Annotated in this window: 14 protein-coding genes; 2 read left to right on the top strand and 12 right to left on the bottom strand. The window is 47.1% G+C overall.

The genetic code is table 11. The features are described from left to right. Positions 1–2: 2 nt before the first annotated feature. Together nifJ and QK890_RS12020 are read left to right on the top strand one after the other, a co-directional pair. Positions 3–3,557: a pyruvate:ferredoxin (flavodoxin) oxidoreductase gene (gene nifJ, locus QK890_RS12025; RefSeq protein ID WP_005807720.1), complete on the top strand. Its 3,555-nt coding sequence runs from the start codon at positions 3–5 to the stop codon at positions 3,555–3,557. Between the two features lie 201 nt (positions 3,558–3,758). Continuing rightward, the gene (locus tag QK890_RS12020; protein WP_217737707.1) at positions 3,759–4,262 is read left to right on the top strand and encodes a GNAT family N-acetyltransferase; all 504 of its coding nucleotides are present in this window, start codon (positions 3,759–3,761) and stop codon (positions 4,260–4,262) included. Positions 4,263–4,303: 41 nt separating this feature from the next. Here QK890_RS12020 and QK890_RS12015 read toward each other — a convergent pair whose 3' ends face one another. From QK890_RS12015 to QK890_RS11960, 12 genes are all read right to left on the bottom strand, one after another. Next, positions 4,304–5,161 carry a glycine betaine ABC transporter substrate-binding protein gene (locus QK890_RS12015; RefSeq protein ID WP_032535692.1) on the bottom strand — a complete coding sequence of 286 codons (858 nt, stop codon included), beginning with the start codon at positions 5,159–5,161 and terminating at the stop codon, positions 4,304–4,306. 18 nt (positions 5,162–5,179) lie between these two features. After that, positions 5,180–6,004 carry a proline/glycine betaine ABC transporter permease gene (locus QK890_RS12010; protein WP_005780712.1) on the bottom strand — a complete coding sequence of 275 codons (825 nt, stop codon included), beginning with the start codon at positions 6,002–6,004 and terminating at the stop codon, positions 5,180–5,182. After that, the gene (locus tag QK890_RS12005; RefSeq protein WP_044300994.1) at positions 6,001–7,227 is read right to left on the bottom strand and encodes a glycine betaine/L-proline ABC transporter ATP-binding protein; all 1,227 of its coding nucleotides are present in this window, start codon (positions 7,225–7,227) and stop codon (positions 6,001–6,003) included. Before QK890_RS12005 ends, QK890_RS12010 begins: the two co-directional genes overlap by 4 nt. Positions 7,228–7,568: 341 nt before the next feature. Further along, positions 7,569–7,904: an MGMT family protein gene (locus tag QK890_RS12000; protein ID WP_044300992.1), complete on the bottom strand. Its 336-nt coding sequence runs from the start codon at positions 7,902–7,904 to the stop codon at positions 7,569–7,571. A 30-nt stretch (positions 7,905–7,934) separates the two neighbouring features. Beyond that, positions 7,935–10,658 carry a substrate-binding domain-containing protein gene (locus QK890_RS11995; RefSeq protein ID WP_195341844.1) on the bottom strand — a complete coding sequence of 908 codons (2,724 nt, stop codon included), beginning with the start codon at positions 10,656–10,658 and terminating at the stop codon, positions 7,935–7,937. Between the two features lie 256 nt (positions 10,659–10,914). Further along, the gene (locus QK890_RS11990) at positions 10,915–11,805 is read right to left on the bottom strand and encodes a carbohydrate kinase (RefSeq protein ID WP_005780717.1); all 891 of its coding nucleotides are present in this window, start codon (positions 11,803–11,805) and stop codon (positions 10,915–10,917) included. 182 nt (positions 11,806–11,987) lie between these two features. Then, positions 11,988–13,154, bottom strand: coding sequence for an MFS transporter (locus QK890_RS11985; protein ID WP_005780718.1), 1,167 nt, complete (start codon positions 13,152–13,154; stop codon positions 11,988–11,990). Positions 13,155–13,185: 31 nt separating this feature from the next. Continuing rightward, positions 13,186–15,054: a DUF4980 domain-containing protein gene (locus QK890_RS11980; protein ID WP_005807728.1), complete on the bottom strand. Its 1,869-nt coding sequence runs from the start codon at positions 15,052–15,054 to the stop codon at positions 13,186–13,188. A gap of 123 nt (positions 15,055–15,177) precedes the next feature. Next, positions 15,178–17,466, bottom strand: a complete 2,289-nt coding sequence (locus tag QK890_RS11975; RefSeq protein WP_234191079.1) for a TonB-dependent receptor — start codon at positions 17,464–17,466, stop codon at positions 15,178–15,180. 249 nt (positions 17,467–17,715) lie between these two features. After that, positions 17,716–18,072, bottom strand: a complete 357-nt coding sequence (locus tag QK890_RS11970) for a helix-turn-helix transcriptional regulator (protein WP_032535686.1) — start codon at positions 18,070–18,072, stop codon at positions 17,716–17,718. Between the two features lie 151 nt (positions 18,073–18,223). Further along, positions 18,224–19,003 (bottom strand): BT1926 family outer membrane beta-barrel protein, encoded by a 780-nt coding sequence (locus tag QK890_RS11965; protein WP_005807731.1) that lies wholly within the window; start codon positions 19,001–19,003, stop codon positions 18,224–18,226. 47 nt (positions 19,004–19,050) lie between these two features. After that, on the bottom strand, positions 19,051–20,667 hold the full coding sequence (locus QK890_RS11960) for a hypothetical protein (RefSeq protein ID WP_032543227.1): 1,617 nt from the start codon (positions 20,665–20,667) through the stop codon (positions 19,051–19,053). Positions 20,668–21,421: the final 754 nt, after the last annotated feature.

Here is a 21,421-nt window from a genome sequence, read left to right as displayed (position 1 = left end):
TTATGACTAAACAGAAGAAATTCATCACATGTGATGGTAATCAGGCTGCTGCACATATCTCGTATATGTTTTCAGAAGTAGCTGCCATTTACCCCATCACTCCTTCTTCTACGATGGCTGAATACGTAGACGAATGGGCTGCCGCAGGACGTAAGAACATCTTCGGCGAAACAGTATTGGTACAGGAAATGCAATCTGAAGGTGGTGCGGCAGGTGCTGTTCACGGTTCTCTTCAGGCCGGTGCACTGACTACTACTTACACTGCTTCTCAGGGTCTTCTTTTGATGATCCCGAACATGTATAAGATTGCCGGTGAGTTCCTGCCTTGCGTATTCCACGTATCGGCCCGTACACTGGCTTCTCACGCACTGTGTATCTTCGGTGACCATCAGGACGTAATGTCTGCACGCCAGACAGGTTTCGCCATGTTGGCTGAAGGCTCTGTACAGGAAGTGATGGACTTGGCCGGTGTTGCACACCTTGCCACAATCAAAGCCCGCGTTCCTTTCATGAACTTCTTCGACGGTTTCCGTACTTCACACGAAATCCAGAAGATCGAAATGCTGGAAAACGAGGACCTCGCTCCGCTGGTTGACCAGGAAGCTCTTGCTGAATTCCGTGCCCGTGCGCTGAACCCGATGAATCCGGTTGCCCGTGGTATGGCCGAAAACCCTGACCACTTCTTCCAGCACCGCGAATCATGCAACAACTACTATGACGCTGTTCCTGCCATCGTTGAGGAATACATGAACGAGATTTCCAAGATCACAGGACGCAAATACGGTTTGTTCGACTACTACGGAGCCGAAGATGCAGAACGCGTAATCATCGCCATGGGTTCTGTAACCGAAGCTGCCCGCGAAGCTATCGACTACCTGACCAGCCAGGGCGAGAAAGTAGGTTTGGTTGCAGTTCACCTGTACCGTCCGTTCTCTGCCAAACATTTCATGGCTGCCGTACCTAAGACTGCCAAAACAATCGCAGTACTCGATCGTACAAAAGAACCGGGTGCTAACGGCGAACCTCTGTATCTGGATGTTAAAGACTGCTTCTATGGCACAGAAAATGCTCCGGTTATCGTAGGTGGTCGTTACGGTCTGGGTTCTAAAGACACTACTCCTGCCCAGATCATCGCCGTATTCAAGAATCTGGCTATGCCGATGCCGAAAAACCACTTTACTATCGGTATCGTAGACGACGTAACTTTCACATCTCTTCCTCAGGAAGCAGAAATCGCTTTGGGCGGCGACAGCATGTTCGAAGCTAAATTCTACGGTTTGGGTGCTGACGGTACGGTAGGTGCCAACAAAAACTCAGTGAAGATTATCGGTGACAACACTGATAAACACTGTCAGGCCTACTTCTCTTATGACTCTAAGAAGTCAGGAGGTTTCACTTGCTCTCACCTGCGCTTCGGTGACGACCCTATCCGTTCTACTTATCTGGTAAACACTCCGAACTTTGTGGCTTGCCACGTTCAGGCTTACCTGCATATGTATGACGTAACCCGTGGTTTGCGTAAGAACGGTTCGTTCTTGCTGAACACCATCTGGGAAGGCGAAGAACTGGCAAAGAACCTGCCTAACAAAGTGAAGAAATACTTTGCACAGAACAACATCTCTGTATATTATATCAACGCAACCCAGATTGCACAGGAAATCGGTTTGGGCAACCGCACCAACACCATCCTCCAGTCTGCTTTCTTCCGTATCACAGGCGTGATCCCCGTAGACCAGGCTGTAGAACAGATGAAGAAATTCATCGTGAAATCTTATGGTAAGAAGGGTGAAGACGTTGTGAACAAGAACTACGCAGCTGTTGACCGCGGTGGCGAATACAAGACTTTGGCTGTTGACCCGGCTTGGGCTAACCTGCCGGATGATGCTAAAGTTGAAAACAACGACCCGGCATTCATCAACGAAGTGGTTCGTCCGATCAACGCTCAGGACGGAGACCTGCTGCCTGTATCTGCATTCAAGGGCATCGAAGACGGAACCTGGTATCAGGGTACTTCGAAATACGAAAAACGCGGTGTAGCTGCTTTCGTACCGGAATGGAACGCAGAAAACTGTATCCAGTGTAACAAGTGTGCTTACGTTTGTCCTCACGCTTCTATCCGTCCGTTTGTACTCGACGCAGAAGAGCAGAAAGGTGCAAGCTTCGAACAACTGAAAGCTGTAGGCAAAGCATTCGACGGCATGACATTCCGTATCCAGGTTGACGTTCTCGACTGTCTGGGTTGCGGTAACTGTGCCGACATCTGTCCGGGCAACCCGAAGAAGGGTGGCAAGGCTCTGACTATGAAACACCTTGAAAGCCAGTTGGCTCAGGCTGATAACTGGACTTACTGTGCAGACAACGTGAAGAGCAAACAACACTTGGTAGACATCAAGGCTAACGTGAAGAACTCTCAGTTCGCTACTCCATTGTTCGAATTCTCGGGAGCTTGCTCAGGTTGCGGTGAAACTCCGTATGTGAAACTGATTTCTCAGTTGTACGGTGATCGCGAAATGGTTGCCAACGCTACCGGATGTTCTTCTATCTACTCAGGTTCAGTACCTTCAACTCCATATACAACAAACGCAAAAGGACACGGTCCGGCTTGGGCTAACTCACTGTTCGAAGACTTCTGCGAATTTGGTTTGGGTATGGAACTGGCTAACGAAAAGATGCGTGCACGTATCGTGAAGTTATTCAACGAAATCCTGGCAGCCGACAATGCTCCGGCTGAAGCTAAGGAAGTATTGAAAGCATGGATCGAAAACATGTACGATGCAGACAAGACCAAAGAACTGGCTCCGCAGATCGAAGCAATCATCGAACAAGGTATTGCGGCAGGTTGCCCGATCAGCAAAGAGCTGAAAGGTCTGACTCAATACTTGGTTAAACGCAGCCAGTGGATCATCGGTGGTGACGGTGCTTCTTACGATATCGGTTACGGTGGTCTCGACCACGTTATCGCTTCGGGTAAGGACGTTAACATTCTGGTTCTGGATACAGAGGTTTACTCTAACACAGGTGGTCAGTCTTCTAAAGCCACTCCGGTGGGCGCCATCGCTAAATTTGCCGCTTCCGGTAAACGCGTACGTAAGAAAGACCTCGGTCTGATGGCTACTACATACGGTTATGTATATGTTGCACAGATCGCTATGGGTGCTGACCAGGCTCAGACTCTGAAAGCTATCCGCGAAGCTGAAGCATATCCCGGACCGTCACTCATCATCGCTTACGCTCCGTGTATCAACCACGGTCTGAAAGCCGGTATGGGTAAGAGCCAGGAAGAAGAAGACAAGGCTGTTAAGTGCGGTTACTGGCACTTGTGGCGTTACAACCCGGCTCTGGAGGCTGAAGGCAAGAATCCGTTCACGCTGGATAGCAAAGAACCGAACTGGGATGACTTCAAAGGCTTCCTGAAAGGCGAAGTTCGTTACGCATCGGTTATGAAACAGTATCCTGCAGAAGCAGAAGAACTGTTCCAGGCTGCCGAGGACAACGCTAAGTGGCGTTACAACAACTACAAGCGTCTGGCCAACCAGGCTTGGGGTGTTGCTGAATGATCTTTGATCAGATAATATAACTCTCAAAGGGGGAAGGGACTAAAATAGGTTCTTTTCCCCTTTTTTGTCAAATAGAAATGAATAGGTTTCACCACAGATTACACGGATTAACACAGAACTCTTAATTCGATATATTGACGAGATAAATTATCAATCTGTGTTAATCCGTGTAATCTGTGGTGACCCCCAAACGGAATAATTATGAACATAACCATACGACCAACCCGACTTGAAGAACTCGACCAAGTGATGCCATTCTACGAACGTGCCCGCCGCTTTATGGCTGCCAATGGCAATGCTAACCAGTGGATCAACGGATACCCCTCCCCTGATGATATCCGGCAGGACATCGAAAACGGGGACAGTTATGTATTTGTAAATGAAAACGGGGAGTTGGAAGGTTGCTTTACCTTCATCCGGGGAGAGGACCCCAACTATAAAGTTATCAAAGACGGCGCTTGGCTCAACAATGCTCCTTACGGGGTAATCCATCGCATCGCATCCGGCGGACGGGTAAAGGGATTGATGGACTTATGCCTGGAATGGTGTTCGTCCCACTGTCCGAACCTGCGTGTAGACACTCACCGTGACAATAAAGTTCTCCAAAACATTCTCTTGAAGAACGGTTTCACCTATTGTGGCATCATTTATGTGAAGAACGGTACGGAACGGCTTGCCTACCAACGCACCGCCGTTACCCGATAGACAGAACTCAGAAGTTGGATTCCCGGACACACATATACCGCTTATGATTCAGGAATCCAGCTTTCTATCAGTTCCCGGTGTTCGTCACGCCATTTTCGGACAAGGTCTTCTTCGTCCATCCGTGCATCTTTCAATGCTTTCATCAACGAACTGATCTCTTCTGTAGTGAATTTAATATTGCTGAAAAACTTTGCCGCAAAAGGATCTTTCTCCGTAAATCCTTTCCATCCGACGACATAGATAGATTCCACATTCCCATAAGTACCTTTCGGGTCATGCAGGAACTTCAGGGGATAGCGATCGAACATCCAATGCGGTGTCCATCCGGTGATGACGATCCACGATTCTTTATCCATGGCTTTCTGCAAGGAAGCCAACATGGTAGAGCTACTGGAAGTAAGCAACTTATATCCATCGAGCCCATAGTCCGCAATAGCCTTATCCGTAGTTTTCATAATGCCCGCTCCGGCATCGATCCCGACAATCTCGGAAGAGAATTGCCCTTTATGGGAAGCAAGTTCTCCGATTGAGTCGATACTGACGTACTGAGGCACTACCAGCCCGACCCTTGCACTGTCATATACCTCACCGATAAACTCGATCTGATCGCCATACTGATCCATGTAGTCTTTCATCGTCACAGGCAGCCAGGCATCCATAAACACATCCGCTTTCCGACGCGAAACCGACGCAAAGATGGGGGCCACATCCGCATTGAGCAGTTCTACCTCATACCCCTGCTCTTCCAGCACCACTTTGGCCAGATGACTCATGGCAATGCCCTCCAGCCAGTTGGCATAGGCGATGCTTATCTTCTTTTTCCCGGTATCCGGGTTACAGGCCGTACACATCACGGCCAGTAACAACAACAAACTTCCTATTATCCTATATTTCCGCATATCGATTCTTTCTCCTTTCTATTTTTTGTTCTTACGACGAACCATCCCTTGGGTAATCCGGTCCAAAATAATTGCCAGTATCACAACCGCTATACCTCCTTCAAAGCCCAAACCGATTTTCATCTGGGTAATACCCTTCAGAACGATTTCACCCAAGCCGCCTGCCGCAATCATAGCTGCAATGACAACCATGGAAAGAGACATCATAATCGTCTGGTTCACTCCGGTCAGGATAGTGGGCAAGGCCAGAGGCAACTGCACTTTATAAAGCAGCTGCCACCGGGTGGCCCCGAACGAACGCGAAGCCTCTACCACGTTCTTCGGTACCTGGCGAATGCCAAGTCCCGTCAGCCGAATCACCGGAGGCATTGCAAAGATGATGGTGGCAAACACTCCCGGCACCACCCCCAGCCCGAAAAACAGGACGGCAGGTATCAGGTAGACAAAGGCAGGCATGGTCTGCATCAGGTCCAGTATGGGGTGTATCACTTTCTCCGCACGGTTACTGTTTGCCGTCCACACCCCGATGGGCACCCCCACGATAAGGGCGAGACAGGTAGATGACAGCACCAGTGCCAATGTCTGCATGGTGGCCTCCCAAAAGCCCATACCGTAGATAAGCAGCAACCCTAAAAGGGTGAAAACCGCCACCCCGCGCCCGGCTTTCATCCATGCCAGCAACACCATTGCAGCAATGGTCAGATAAAAGGGGATACCAAACAAGATATGCTGAAACCCATTGATAAAACTGCCGATGCCCAGATTCAGCGCATCGAAAAAAGCGGAGAAGTGTATCATCATCCAGTTGATGAGCTCCTCAATATATTGTCCTATGTTGATCATAATTCTATTGCATTTTGAATAATTTCATTGATTTCCTGTTTGTTCTTTCCGGTCACTTCGAAAATGAGCGATGACAAGGGGACGACTCCCTGAAATTCACGGCCTTCGTTCACCACCCAGATAGGAGAATTGGTTTTGGTCATCAATGGCAGGATGTCTTCCAATATCGTATCTCCCAGCACCGAATGCACTTCTTCGCGAACGACCGACTCTATTGACTTCACCTGCTCTTTACGCAACCGGAGCAAATCCTTTAAACGCACCTCTCCCACCAACACATTGTTTGCATCGACCACAGGCAACACGGTCAGATTATGTTCGAACATTTTACGGATCAGAACTTCCGGCCCTTCTTTCTTCAACCGGGCCACGAGGGGTTTATCAACCATCACCGAAGCGGCGGTAATGATCTTGCTACGATCCACACTCTCCACGAAGCGTTCCACATAAGCATTCGCCGGCTCTGTCAGAATCTCCTCCGAAGTACCTACCTGCACCACTTCCCCATCCTTCATGATGGCAATCCGGTCACCCAGCTTGATGGCTTCATTCAAATCGTGAGTAATAAACACAATGGTCTTTTTCATTTTAGACTGTAAAGTCAGCAATTCATCCTGCATTTGTATACGGATCAAAGGATCGAGGGCAGAAAAAGCTTCATCCATCAGCAGCACTTCAGGATCGTTGGCCAGAGCACGGGCCAGCCCGACACGTTGCTGCATCCCGCCGGACAGTTCGCCGACCATCTGATTCTCGTAACCTTTCAAACCCACCAACTGCATACTTTCCATCGCCCTGTGCTCACGTTCCTGTTTTTTCACTCCTTGCAGCTCCAGCCCGAAAGCTATGTTATGCAACACCGAACGATGGGGCAACAGTCCGAAATGCTGGAACACCATAGCCAGTTCTTTTCTCCGGATACGGAGCAGCTCTTTATCGGTAACATTCGAAATGTCTCTTCCATTGATGATTACCTCACCGGAAGTAGGTTTTATCAATCGGTTGATACAACGCAGCAAAGTGGATTTCCCACTCCCCGAAAGTCCCATAATCACGAATATCTCTCCCTCCCGGACAGAGAGGTTTGCATCTTTTACGGCAACCGTGCATCCGGTTTCCTTTAAGATCTCACTCTTGCTCTTTCCTTCTTTCAACATACGCAAAGCATGCTGCTTGTCGTTGCCAAAAATGAGATACAAGTCTTTAATCGTTATTTTACTCATACATAATAGGGTTTAGATTATTAAAAAACGGACCGGGCGGCCTACACACACGAAAACAAACACTTCTTTATAGTAAAAAAGTTGATACCGGAAAACAACGGTTGTGTTGTTCCCCCGGTCAAATATGATTTCTTAACCCGGTTATTACAGACAGGATTCCTGTCAACAGATAGTTACTATATCCCGAAAGTCAAATTCACATCCATACACAGGTATTACCCAAAGATGTGTGTACGGACAATTAAATAAACAAGCCGAGCGTTCAAATAGTTCATCACATTATTTTCGATGAACACGCCGCATGTACATAAACTGCCACAAGAAAGCCGGCATCACCCCACTCAAATACTGTCGCTCTTCCACCTGTGAAGTTTAAGGTCGACACAACCGTTTTTTCGGAATGAAACACCTTCATCGGACAGCAGTTGCCGCTGTTCATCCCATCCGGGCACCAATCGCCCTATGGCATTGACTACCCGATGACAAGGAAGGCTTAAACCGGCAGGTACCTGCTTCAATGCACGCCCCACCATACGTGAATATTGCGGCATCCCGAGCAAAGCGGCAATATCACCATAAGTAAGAACGCTACCGGCAGGAATTTCACGCACGACACTGTATACTTCATTGCAAAAAGTTTCGGACAAATTAGATTTATTTTCTTTATAATCTTTCATGGGTGTATCGCTTTTATGCAGCAGGTTCTTTTATAATCCGCTTCTTTTTAAAAACTCCGTCGGGCTTTCACCGAACTGTTCTTTGTAGCATTTCGTAAAGTAGGAAGGTGACGTAAAACCCACTTCATATCCAACCTCTGCTATCGTCATGTCCGAAGAGGCCAGCAGCGAAGCCGCTTTCTTAAGCCGTGCCATGCGAAGCAGTTCGTTCGGCGCAAAATTGGTGAGCGACTTGATCTTCCGGTAGAGCTGAACACGGCTCAGCCCCATCTCCTTGCCCAAATCTTCCACATTCAGTTCCGAATCACCCATCTTTGCTTCAATCAGGGACTTGAACCGTTCGACAAAATCTTTATCCATATCGCAGATATCCTCTTTGGCCAATGTCTGCCGGTCGCCAAAGAACTGCTTCATGCGCCGTCGCGACTCAATCAGATTGCGGATACGAGTCAGCAGCAACTGCGAACTAAAAGGCTTGGAAATATAAGAATCGGCTCCACCGGCATATCCCTGAATACGCTGCTCGTCAAGCGAACAAGCTGTCAGCAGGATCACGGGAATGTGGCAGGTCTGCAATTCCCCCTTCAACCGCCGACAACATTCGATACCATCAATCCCCGGCATCATCACATCGGAGATGATGACATCGGGAACATACTTCATCGCTTTACGGATTCCTTCGGTCCCGTCCGCAGCTTCGATGACGGAGTACTCCGAATTGAGCAATGTGTGCACATAAGCACGGATGTCAGCATTGTCGTCGATCACAAGTACAGAAGGTTTGGAGGGATCATTGAAGTTCTCCGCTTCATCCTCCCGGAGCAGGTTATCCACCCGGTCCGGAGCAGATGCCTCCACCGGAGCAGATGCCACGCCGGTCTCCGCTTCGCATGTCCGCACCGGCAAATCGACGGTAAAGACAGTTCCCTGCCGTTCGTCACTCTCCACTTCGATGATTCCGCCATGTATCTCGACAAACGCTTTTACCAGTGCCAGCCCGATACCGGAACCGGTATGATGCCTGTCGATCTTATAGAAACGGTCGAAGATGCTGCGGATATGTTCTGCCGAAATCAGACTCCCGGTATTGGCGACTGTAAAACGGAAGAAAGGAGTGCCCTCTTTCTGCAAAGCCGAAAGCCGGACAGTGACTTTACCATTCTCGGGGGTAAACTTGAACGCATTGCCCAACAGATTGAAGTAGATACGCTCCATCTTCTCAGCATCCGCCAGAGTGTGGTAATCGGCACCGGGCATGCTGTCGAACGAAAAATGGATATGCTTCCGCCGGGCGGCTGCCTGAAACGAATCGTTCCACTCTCCGAAGCACTGCAACAGGTTGAGCGGGACCGGGGTAAACTCCATCTTTCCCGTCTCGTATTTGCGAAAATCGAGTATCTGATTGACCAGACGCAACAGGATCTGTACGTTGCGCTGCACCAGCAACAACATCCTGCGCCGGTCACCCTCCAATGACGGGTCGGCCAACAACTGCTCCACCGGATCGGCAACCAGAGTGAGAGGGGTGCGGAAGTCATGTGAAATGTTGGTAAAGAAAACCAGTTTGGCATGTGTGGCTTCCTCCAGTTGATGGGAAAGTTCTATCAGTTGGTCTCTCTGCTCTTCCAGTTGCTCCTTCTGGCGGGAAAGTTCCCGGTACAGGCGATTCTTGGAACGGAGAGATTTATACACGACAATCAACAATCCGACGATCAACAACAGGATGACAAAGCCCCCATACAGCACCACCTGCTGCGTGGCCACCCGCGAAAGATACGTCCCTACCCGGCTGTTGAGCGTCTCGATTTTTCCATCCAACTCGCTGATATGGGCTGTCTGCAATTCCATCACGTGCGCATTTACCGCGTCAACTACTGCTGTCTTCAGTTTTGTCTCCCGTTTAAAAGGTTTCTTTTGCAGAATATCCATCGCCAGCTGAACCACCTTGTCTCCTTCGGTGGGATAAATGAAGGTAGCATCCAGCACGCTGTCCAGTACCAGTTCCACTCCGTTACCCTTGCCGGGCAGAGCATCGATACCTACAAACAGCATCTCCTCCTCACGTCCCAGACGTCTGGCAGCCTGATAAGCACCGGCAGCCATACGGTCGTTCATCCCATACACGGCATCAATCTCCGGAAAACACTGCAAGAGGGAATCCATCTTTATTTCGGCAGGCTGCCTCAACCAACCCGCATCTTCCCGGGCAAGCAAGGTGATGCCCGGATACTGGCTGATGGCACTCATAAAGCCTTGGTGACGTTCGATGGCAGGAGTGGAACCGACAAGTCCGCTCAGTTCGACTACTTTTCCGCGCCCCTTCAGGCGATGGGCTATGTAATTGCCGACGGCTTTGCCTAACTCGTAATTGTCGGCTCCGATGTATGCGGTATATTTATCGGAAAGTATCCTGCGATCCACCATAATCACCGGAATACCTCTATCGAAAGCTTCCTCCACAACAGGAGTGAGAGCCATTCCCTCGTTGGCAGCCACAATAAGCAAGTCTACCTTCTGCCGGATGAAGTGACGTATATCTTCTATCTGTCGCCGGCTGTCGTCATTCGCCGTACGCGTCTCTACCTCTACGCCTCCGTAAAATAAGGCTTCGCGCTGTATCTCGTCATTCATCTTATGCCGCCAGGTATCATCACTGCATTGCGACACGCCGATGACGTACCGGGAAGCATCATGGCTACACGAGACAAGCAGTCCCGACAAAACCAGCCCAAGTAAGAAAAGTACACGTTTCATGGTTGGTTATTACATAAAAGGTTCCGGAGGCAAATATAACAATTTCCCTCCGAAATCTTCCATCCGGCCGGTTTAAAACCAAGACGGATGTGTGTCAAAACTCACCACAGAGGACACAGAGTAACACAGAGATGATTTTAAATCGTTGGTTATTAAAAAGACTCTGTGATACTCCGTGATACTCTGTGGTGAAAAGAGTTATGACACATCCCCACGACTCTATCAACCAATCAATAACCCTATATAAACCAACACATTAATCATCTAAACGATTTCTCAGAGCATCCGGTAGTACGGGCATCGCACCGCTCTGTGTACACACGTAAGCCGACACTTCCACTGCCAGTTTGTGTGCCTCGGGTATACTCTTTCCTTTCAGAACAGATGAGCAGAAAGCTGCCGTGAACGAGTCACCTGCCCCCACGGTATCGGCAACCGGCACTTTCGGGGTTTCCTGGAAAGAGACCGCACCGGGGGTAAATACATAACTACCGTTCGTACCGCATGTCAGGATCAGCATCTTCAGGTTGTACTTGGCCAACAGAATCCAGCATTTATCCTGAAGGTCGATGCCCGGATAGCCGAACATACGGCTGATGGTAACCAGCTCCTCATCGTTAATCTTCAGCACGTTACACTTCAGGAAAGATTCGCGCAACACTTCCCTGGTATAGAAACTCTGGCGGAGATTGATATCGAATATTTTCAACTGTCCATCCATGTCGGGCATGGTGTCGAGGAAGCGGTTGATGGTGGCGCGGCTCACCTCGTTGCGCTGTGCCAGCGAACCGAAACATACGGCCCGCGTGTTCAGTGCCAAACGCTTCAAATCGTCCGTGAAGGGGATATTGTCCCATGCTACGCCTTCCTTAATATCATAACACGGCACTCCTTCACCGTCAAGAGTCACCTGCACGGTTCCTGTCGGATAATTGACCCGCTCAAGCTGGTGCTTCAACTGTTTTTCCCGGAATACTTCCAGAATTTCATCTCCCAGCTCGTCGTTTCCCACCGCACTGACCACACGGCTGTCAAAGCCAAACTGCGACACATGATAAGCAAAATTAGCCGGGGCTCCCCCGATTTTCTTTCCTTCGGGCAGCACATCCCAAAGTGCTTCGCCCATTCCTACGATTATATTGTTCATGGCATGAATTGGGAAGCCTCACCTCAGGAAGGTGTGTCGGAACTCGTATTCACCATAGATTACACAGATAAATATCCATTAGCTATCAACAGATTAAGTTCTCTCTGTGGAACTCTGTGCTACTCTGTGGTGAATTATAACACACCCTCAAGGTTACCGCTTCATTATGGTTATTAAATAAATTACTTTCTGATTCTCAATGTATAGAACATCAGATAGAGTACCCCGACCGTCATCACGGCCACGGCTCCGCTCTGTCCCACTGCATCCGAAGCCACTCCCATTGCCAGCGGGAAGATGGTTCCTCCGAAAAGTCCCATAATCATCAGTCCGGAAACCTCGTTCTTCTTGCCCGGCATATAAAGTAATGCCTGCGAGAAGATGATAGGAAATACATTGGAATTTCCAAACCCGATCAGGGCGATACAAACGTAAATCATCGTCTGATCCTGGAAAATAAACAACCCTGCCATAGCCGCCAGCATACACAACACGCTGATGGCGAAGAAGGTTTTGGCTGCCATCTTCTGCAAAACAAATGCCCCCAGAAAACAACCTGCCGTACGGAAGATGAAGTAGAGACTGGTTGCAAACCCGGCATCTGCCAGAGTCATGCCCAGACGTTCCATCAAAATCTTCGGTGCTGTGGTATTGGTGCCGACATCGATCCCGACATGGCACATAATGCCCAGAAACGAGAGCAGGATGAAAGGTTTGCCCAGCAAAGCCAGACACTGCCCGAAAGTGGAGGGCTTACCCTCTTCAGGCTCCTCGGTGATCTGCGTGGCATTGAGCATCAGGATGGCAGCGACTGCCACCACCATGTAGATGGGGAACAGTACCCGCCAGCCTAAATCGAAGGTAGGGATAGCCTGCGTAGCTCCCCACATAGCGATGTAAGGGGCAAGGAAAGAGGCAATGGCCTTTACGAACTGCCCGAAAGTAAGGGTGCTTGCCAGGCGTTCACCGCTCACGATGTTGGAAAGCAGCGGATTGAGTGATGTCTGCATCAGTGCGTTGCCGATTCCGAGCAACGAGAAAGAGACCAACATCAGCAGATAGCTGTCGCCAAAGACAGGCAGCAGCAACGATGCAAAGGTGATCAGCAGACTAAGCAACACGGTCTTTTTACGCCCGATGCGGTTCATCAGCATTCCCGTAGGCACCGAGAAGATCAGAAACCAGAAGAACACGAGCGACGGAAAGATATTTGCCTGTGAATCCGTCAGTCCTAAATCTGCTTTCACATAGTTGGAGGCAATGCCCACCAAGTCTACGAATCCCATGGCGAAGAAGCAGAGCATCACCGGGATAAGTTTCATGTAAGAGTTGTTTTTGGTATTTTCCATGATATGTTAATTTAAAAAAAGCAGATTTAAGCTACAGCCTGTACACCTTGCACTGGCTGACCTTGAAAGCTCCCCCACGGCTGTAGAAACTCATCTGGTTATAGGGAGTTGTGGGGAATATCAGGTTTGTCATGGCAATCTTTCCACCGTTCAGAAAGATTTCCACCGAACATTTATCAACAAAGATATCCAGTTTATAGCTGTCGGCCTTCTTCACCGGAGCCCAGGTACCCAAGGCAAAATCGTCCACATAGTTGATGGAGTTCTGCTTCCGGCGGTCGTGTGCCTCGATGGCATGAGGGGCGCTGTCCTTTCCGAAATCTACAATGCCGCTCTTAGTGCGGTCCATCACCAGTTTCTTCTCCGGAAGGCTGATATAGATATCTACATTCTCCCCTTTCTCATTGAACAGTTTCAGTCCCATGATTTCCGCCGAACCGGCAGCCAATTCCAGCTCTATCTCGTAAGCTCCCCGGTTATCGGCCAGCAGTGAATCCACATGATAGGCGTCCGCCACCTCAAAGGCCGGAATCTCCCGCGACTCCTTACGCAGCGACTTCGTCTCTTCCACCGGAGCGGCAGCCATATAGATATCTCCATCCTGAGTATAAAGGCTCAGTTCGCGAGGCAACGCATTGGCACTACGGAACTGGCGGGTAGGCACAATATTGGCATACTGCCAGTTGCTCATCCAAGGCACGGCAATCGTACGGTCACCCGTATTCGAGAAGCAGACAGTCGCATAGTGATCTTTTCCCCAGTCGAGCCACTTCACAGTTTCCGGCTTATTGTCGCAAACAAATTTCTCGCCGTCAAAATCACCGATAAAGTACTGAGTGGCACTTCCACCGAAGTAGCATCCCGGATTCACGTTGACTATCAACGCCCATTTCTTATGATTCGGATCACCGTCCACCGGAAGTTCCACCATATCGGGACACTCGAACTGACTGGGCTGAACACCGTAGCCTTCGCCCCAACCGCTCATATACGTCCAGTCCTTCAAGTTCGGTGACGAATAGAAACGCATCTCTTTATCGGCCGATACCACCATCACCCACTTCTGATCCGGAGCATACCAGAACACTTTCGGATCGCGGAAGTCCTTCAATCCGTCAAACGGAGTCAGGATGGGGTTCTTTTCATATTTGGTAAACGTACGACCATTATCGGTGCTGTAAGCCATACACTGTATCTGTCCGTTCTTGTCACTGGCCGAGGTATAGAAAGAAACGATGGTACCTGCGCCGTAACCGGCTGTATTGGCATCGTCCACCACCGAACTTCCGGAGAAGATATGCCCCAACGTATCGCGGGCAAGCGCCGGTTCCAGATGTTCCCAGTGTACCAGATCCTTACTTACCGAATGCCCCCAGTGCATGTTGCCCCACATAGAGCCGTAAGGGTTATACTGATAGAACAGATGATATTCGCCATCCTTGTATACCAGCCCGTTGGCATCATTCATCCATCCGTAAAGCGGAGTATGATGATAGACAGGACGGTATTTGTCCGTATTGGCGGTATCAAACGTATCCGAGAGTTTGAGCTCTTTCCAGCACAAGGCATCTTTCGGTAAGTGGCGGATGCGCACAGCTACTTTTTTCTCTCCTTCAGGTAAGGCGTAAGGGACGAAATAGTCCACCTTCGCCCTCGACAGGCGCACGTCCATCTCTACCGGAACCGAATCTGACGCAATGCAAACCTGCGCTTCGGGAGTCTGTTCTTCGATGGGCAAAAGTAAATATCGGGTAGGATTTGTAATATGAATTACGGTAAGGCTGTCGCCTTCTTGTTCAAATGTCATTTCAGATTGTGAGCTCTGGCAAGACGAAATTCCGAGTAAAACAGCCAAAGTGCCGATCACTCTTCTACTTACATTCATAAAAGTTGTTTTCATGATAACAGGATGTTTTTTATTAGTAATGCAATAGCTGTGTTTACGATGGCAAAGATAGCGGAGTTATCTGCCACCGGCTATTATTTTTGTTTCAAATAGTATAACGATTGATACCAAACCGCGTCAGAAACGAATGCTGGCAGCAAATTCCACGGTAAACGGACGAATATAGCTGCCTGCCATCCAATGACCGTTATAGGATGCCGCGTCTTTTTTGTCCACCAGTTCGGCACCGGCAATACTTCCTTTGGCTCCGGTCTGATTGAGGAAATTAACGACTGTGGCACTCAATGCAAGATGTTTGTTCACCGTCCAGTTGACACCACCGAAAGTTTCCCAACGCCCGTTGAAGTAGTAAGCATTTTTAATGTTAGCGTACGTCTTGCTGAAATAGCGGAAGCTGGCCCAGACTCTGAGGTCGTTCGTAATGTTGTAGCTGGGATCGAGTTCGACAAGCACTTTCGGAATCTCCGTCACAATATTTCCCGTGGCATTGATTTCACCTATCGTACCGTCCTTGAAAGTCACACTCGTTTCATATTTCTTGTAAGTCGGGCTTTGGTAGGTAAACAGGAAATGGAAGTTGAAGCCTTTGAACGGTTTGATCACTGCATCCGTCGTCCAGCCGATGGTCTTGATGTCATAACTCAACGGAGCGGCAAGAATCTCGGTCCGGTCATTCGGATTAATCAGATTGAGCGTCGAGTTATTGTTTGTTTTCGAAATGTAGGAAAACAGAGAAGTCAGGCTAATCCAGTTCGTGTTATAATAGACCCCGGCACGTCCCAGGGGAACGGATATTTTATCGGTATTGGGCATTGTGGCAGGTGCAAAGTTCGACAAACCGGGACGTTGTGTATTGTAAGTAAAGTCGGCGGTGAAACCGAACTCCCGGGTCAGTTTATAGGTAGCGGCGGCAGTGAATGCCATGTTCATCCAGTCGTAATCGAAAGGGCGGGGTGTAATCCTGACTCCTTTATCGGATACGGCGCCCAGATAATAATCTGCGAAACGGCCTACGGCATTTCCTTCTGCGTCATACACAGCCGCATTCTCTCCTTCCAGATGCTGCCATTCCAGACGTGCACCATAATATACATTCCATTGGGGAGAAATATCCCAGTCGTGGGTGGCATAAACAGCTAACTTGTTTTCGTGCCCTTTGTAGTATTCCGAAGCATTTTTATTGAAATCGTAGTACACACCGTCCGTATTCCCCTCACGCACCAGACGCTCGGGATACTCTTCTACCGTATGGTCGTACATGGTTGTGTTCGAAGCATAATCCACTTTGTAGTGCCATTCGTTCACACCGAGCCTCCAGGTCATATTGCGATATTGGCGTGAAAGTTCGGAAGTGGCGAAGAACTCGTCAATCGTCCCCCGGTTAAAGCAAGACATGCGACTTTGCACATACCCTTCATACGGTTTCAACGTACCGTCCGTTCCTTTCAGAAAATAGCCGGCGGAGGCATCCTTCTGTTCCATGGCCATCGGGGTCTGATAGACATACGAACCCAAGGCATGATCATACTTCAGGTTAACCTTCCAGTTCAGACCGTTGTCCCAAGTATAGGTATTGAGCAAAGTCAACTGGTTTCCTTTATTCAGAGTGGCATCATAAAGATTGGTCTTTTTCAGCTCCCCCGTACGCATATCACGATAAACCATTTCTCCCGTGGCAGGCAGGTAAGAACTTGTTCCGAGGCTGAATCCCGGTATTTCTTTCACGCTGCCGTCTCCAACATAGATGAAAGGAGCGGAAGTCGTTTCATTACTCGGCCAACGGCTGTTGCTGTAGTGATAGATGGCCGACAGCTGTCCGCGCCCTTCGCTATAATTCTTGGTCAAGGCTGCTTTATAAATTTGAGTGCGGTCCTGATTGGAAGTAAAGCGCAGTTTGAAACTGCCCGGGTCAAAGTTCTGGTAGACACTTCCACTGTAAAACCAGCCTTTCCCCATACCACCGCTGATATTGGCATCGAACTGCTGCTTGCCAAAGTGGTTGGTGCTGTAATTGACGATTCCACGGAATTTCTCAGTCCCCAACTGAGTAAAAGAGTTTACGGCATAGCCGATATTTCCGGTAGTAATAGCGGTTTCGGAGATTTTTAGCAGTCCGACGTGTCCAAGACTGCTGTCTCCACGCCAGTGGGTATTTACGTTATGCGGATTAGAGGTATAGACTACAGGAAGTCCGTTTTCGAGTACGTTTACGTCTCCACCAGGCAGGCCGATAGAGATTTCGCGAGGACCATTGGCGCTCGAAGCGTTCAGCATAACGTTGCGATTGCTTTCTTCTTTCGATCCGGAAGGTGTCCGGGAAGATTCTTTCTTTTCTTGTGCGGTTGTGAAGCCGGCCATCAGGAAGCAAGCCAGCAACCAAACAGCCCTTTTTTTGTTCTTCATCATGGTACTTAAATTTTTTAGTTGATTGAGATTGTTTTGATGCCGCAAAGGAACGCGGAATCCCGTTTCTCAACTAAAAGATTTGTTTCAAAGGCTGCTACTTTTGATTCACCGGCACATTACATATTAATTATCAATCGTTTACAAAAACAGAAAAAAGTCAGTTTACAGCAATAAATATGAGATGATACCATTCTTCCTTCAATTGATTTATAGAAAGAACAGATAAAAGAAGATATCAGATACGCAAAATCACTTTCCTTTTCCTTCCAGCAGATCTGCGATCTTCTGCTTCAGGTTCAGTTTCAACATTTCATCCTGTCGCAACTCGATCTCTAAAGTGATCTTTGCATTTCCCATTTTAAACGTCTCCTCTTCATCAACAGGGAGAGCAACTCCTTTTTTTATGGAATATAGAACAGCAAAATCATAATCCAGTGCCAATGACAAACTATACAGCGTATCTGTATCAATGCTCTTTCGTGTCAGCAGATAGTCCACACTCTGTGGCCTCACCCCCAATCTGCGGGCAAGTTCGGCTTTTGTCACCTGCCTTTCGGCCATGACCTGTTTTATCACTTCACCTATGTATACATTACTCTTCTTCATATTCTAAATACCATTCAGTCGTCCCAAATGCCAATCACGTAAAAATCCCCGACAGCCGTCACGGACACCGGGGAGGTATAAATAAATGGACTTATTTATTTATAAAATCACCCACCCGACCGATAACCTATCGGCCGGATGGAGATAGAGGTCAAAACTTAAATCCGATCTTCAATGTCGGAGCCGCCAAAACACTGTAGTTATGGCTGTCTGCCGACAGATCGCCAAGACCGGCTTGCGGATTATACGTAGTCTTGTTGTACGTATAAGCAAACGGATCGATTTGCGCACCGACGTAGAGGGCAGGAAGAACATAGTAATCGACACCGATAGTCAGGGCGCCACGAAGATTCCAGCTCTCGGCAACCGATTTGCCCATAGAAGTCTCTTCATCATACTTCATTTCATTTTCGCCGTAAGCAAAACCTACGCGAACGCCTGTATACCACATCAGGTTAGGAACACGCTTGATGTTGAAATAACGATCAACACCTGCCGACACATTATAGGCGAACGACTGAGCACTGGCTACGGCACGGTAATTAGGGATTTCTCCCATCAAATCGTCTGCCGATCCACTTCCATTCGATTCTGAACCATCTATCGTGCCGGGAACAGCCGGATAACCGGGGTTATTCGTGAAGCTGACACCGCCACCCAAATTTAGTTTCCACTGATCTTTGAAGAACCAGCCCCCTTCGAAACCAACCATCAGCTTTTTGTCTGCCCAGTTGGTTGAGAGCGCTCTGACTTCATAGTCAGTCAGCAGCCCCGAAGGGGCTGTGACATTTGTGTAACTATTGTATCCAACAGTAGCTGCTACCGTAAAGTCACCCTTTTTAGGAGTATTGTCTTTACTACAGTTCTGCGCATTAGCTGCAAGACACATCATGGGTAGAACGGCCAACACTAAAAGTCTTTTTATTTTCATACGATACTTTTTTTGATTTGTTGTTTATTTGCCGTTACTATTGGCGATTATTCTGCAGAGTCACCTACTAAAGCTTTGATCTGAGCTAAATAATCATTGTAAATAGGTTCATTTACAGCCAAACTATTTTCAAGGTCAGCAATTTCTTTCTCCTTATTTGCGATAGCCTGTTCCTTCGATACAATTGAAGCAGCATTAGCTATATTTTCATCAGCAGCAGCAATAGCCTGTTTCTGAGCTAAAATCAACTGATCGTAATCAGCCAAGCCATCAGCTATACTTTGCAATGTATAGGCCAAAGAATTTTGAACAGAATAATTATGAGAAGCTTTGTTGTATGCAATTTGAGTCTCCAACTGTGCTTTAACGGCATTATCCATAGCAGTTATTAAAGTAGCGTATGCTGTAGCATTGTCACCCGAAACACCAGCCAATATATCATTCCAAGACTTCAAGTTTTCTTCGCTATTCGTTACACCTGTAGTAGCACTCTCAACCGCAGTTTCCAGAGGTTTTACGTAATCCCTTAAATTACCCTCCGCTATACGCAGTTCATTTAAAGCAGTATTTTTATCTACTTCGGTTTTAGCGTCATCAAACTTCTTCTGCGCATCAGTTACAGCCTTTGTCAGATTTTTATAAGCATCTGCAGCTTTTGCGTCTGTCAAAGCCTTATTAGCATCTGCAAGAGCAGCTTTATTTACACTTAAATTTCTTGTTTGATCAGTGATTTCTTTATTGATAGCATCTATATTAGCAGTATATTTGTAATAACCGCGAGAATATGCACTTCCAGTAGTAGCATCATCGTTTGTATAATTCACATTTTCTCCTTCAATAAAGTCTTGTACATAATAATTCGAAGTTAATCTATATATTGTCTGCATATAAAGAGATCCGTTCAAATTCGTATTTGCTTCATTAAAAGCCTGTATTGCATTTTTATTAGCAGTATATTTTTCATTCGAAATCTGATTAAGAGCAGTCAATTTAGCATTAGCTTCCTGAGCCGCTTTCTCAGCATCAGCCTTATCTTTAGTACTATACTTCTCATATTCTGCAATTAATGCCTGAGCAACAGCCTTATTTTTCTCCTCTTTAGCTATTGTTTCCTGATTGCTCAACTCCACTGTCACTAATTCAGCTTTCAATCTTGCCAAACCATTTTTTGCATCAATTAAATCCGTTCTATCTTGATTGATAGTTACCAGCAGCCCATTAGCTTTTCCTAACAAAGTTGTAATTCTTGTCTTATTGGCCTGATCTACGCCATCCAAAGCAGCAATAAGGGCAGCTTTAGCAGTTTCCAAAGAAGCTTTGGCATAATTCAATTGTGCTTCAGCATTAATTTTAGCAGTTTCAAGTTCCGCTTCCAAAGCAGCCTGAGCTTTCTCCAATAAGATTTTTTGTTGATCTGCTTGAGCCTGCTCCAATTCAGCTTGTGCTTTTTTATAAGCGGCTTCAGCCTCTTTTATTGCAACTTCAGCCGCAGTAATAGCTTTCTTAGCATCTGCATCCGCATTATTAATGTTCGCTAAAGACTCTAATTGTTTAGCTTTCGCCATACGGACAGCTTCTACCGATGCCGATTCGTCGTTGTCTACGCAAGCTCCCAGTGACAACGCACCCAGAAGCACTGCAACCATCATGAGTTTCTTTTTCATAATCTCAATTTTTAGTGTTAATAATATAATTAATTCAATATTAGTGTAATACCTTTATTTTTCTCTATTCTATCAAAATTGGCTATATTTGCCAATGGTTAACATACTTTTCAAAGAACCCTTTAATAATTGGGTATATTTAATTGTTCGAAGCAAATGTAGATATTATAATTATACTAAGCAAGAGTTAAGAGAAAAAAAATTAGAGTTTTTTGTATAAGTCTGAGTTTTAATGGAATCCAAGTAAAAAGAAAAAGCCTAAACAGCTTCTTCATACCCATATAATCATAAAACAAGGAAATATCCACGTAATATAGAACTGTGAAAAAAGCCCTCAACATAAAAGAAAATAAGGATATAATTATTTCACATATAATAATGTATACCATTATACACATGTCAAACGAACATCTTACAAGCCGCTAATATATAAGATGTTGTCACAAAAAGAATCTGCAATTCCCGGAGATATGGCCTTAGATTCACTTCCGGAGATAATAAAACAGACACCAACCGAATTGGATAACTCAAGTTTAGAAAGCGGATTTACACCGCTTGAACCGGTATCTTCACCCTTATGCCTTTCTTCATTAACATTGTTAACACCTTTTTCAGGCTTGTCTTATTCTTATGCGCCAATAACAAGTCTTTTGCATTTAAAGAACTTGTTATTCACATCTAAAGAACAAGCTTTAACTCTGTGTTAAAACAAAGCTTTTGAGGATAGAAATCTTACTGTTTAAAGATGTTGATT

The organism is Bacteroides sp. NGMCC 1.200775 (genome assembly GCF_040798045.1).
Taxonomy (GTDB): domain Bacteria; phylum Bacteroidota; class Bacteroidia; order Bacteroidales; family Bacteroidaceae; genus Bacteroides; species Bacteroides hominis.
Note: the sequence above shows the minus strand (reverse complement) of the source record. Positions and strands in the feature narration are given on the sequence as shown.

Coding starts and splice junctions, on each gene's coding strand:
- QK890_RS11975 (WP_234191079.1), bottom strand. CDS start 17,466: ATGATGAAGAACAAAAAAAGGGCTGTTTGGTTGCTGGCTTGCTTCCTG.
- QK890_RS11990 (WP_005780717.1), bottom strand. CDS start 11,805: ATGAACAATATAATCGTAGGAATGGGCGAAGCACTTTGGGATGTGCTG.
- QK890_RS11980 (WP_005807728.1), bottom strand. CDS start 15,054: ATGAAAACAACTTTTATGAATGTAAGTAGAAGAGTGATCGGCACTTTG.
- QK890_RS12010 (WP_005780712.1), bottom strand. CDS start 6,004: ATGATCAACATAGGACAATATATTGAGGAGCTCATCAACTGGATGATG.
- QK890_RS12020 (WP_217737707.1), top strand. CDS start 3,759: ATGAACATAACCATACGACCAACCCGACTTGAAGAACTCGACCAAGTG.
- QK890_RS12005 (WP_044300994.1), bottom strand. CDS start 7,227: ATGAGTAAAATAACGATTAAAGACTTGTATCTCATTTTTGGCAACGAC.
- QK890_RS11995 (WP_195341844.1), bottom strand. CDS start 10,658: ATGAAACGTGTACTTTTCTTACTTGGGCTGGTTTTGTCGGGACTGCTT.
- QK890_RS11960 (WP_032543227.1), bottom strand. CDS start 20,667: ATGAAAAAGAAACTCATGATGGTTGCAGTGCTTCTGGGTGCGTTGTCA.
- QK890_RS11970 (WP_032535686.1), bottom strand. CDS start 18,072: ATGAAGAAGAGTAATGTATACATAGGTGAAGTGATAAAACAGGTCATG.
- QK890_RS11965 (WP_005807731.1), bottom strand. CDS start 19,003: ATGAAAATAAAAAGACTTTTAGTGTTGGCCGTTCTACCCATGATGTGT.
- QK890_RS12015 (WP_032535692.1), bottom strand. CDS start 5,161: ATGCGGAAATATAGGATAATAGGAAGTTTGTTGTTGTTACTGGCCGTG.
- QK890_RS11985 (WP_005780718.1), bottom strand. CDS start 13,154: ATGGAAAATACCAAAAACAACTCTTACATGAAACTTATCCCGGTGATG.
- nifJ (WP_005807720.1), top strand. CDS start 3: ATGACTAAACAGAAGAAATTCATCACATGTGATGGTAATCAGGCTGCT.
- QK890_RS12000 (WP_044300992.1), bottom strand. CDS start 7,904: ATGAAAGATTATAAAGAAAATAAATCTAATTTGTCCGAAACTTTTTGC.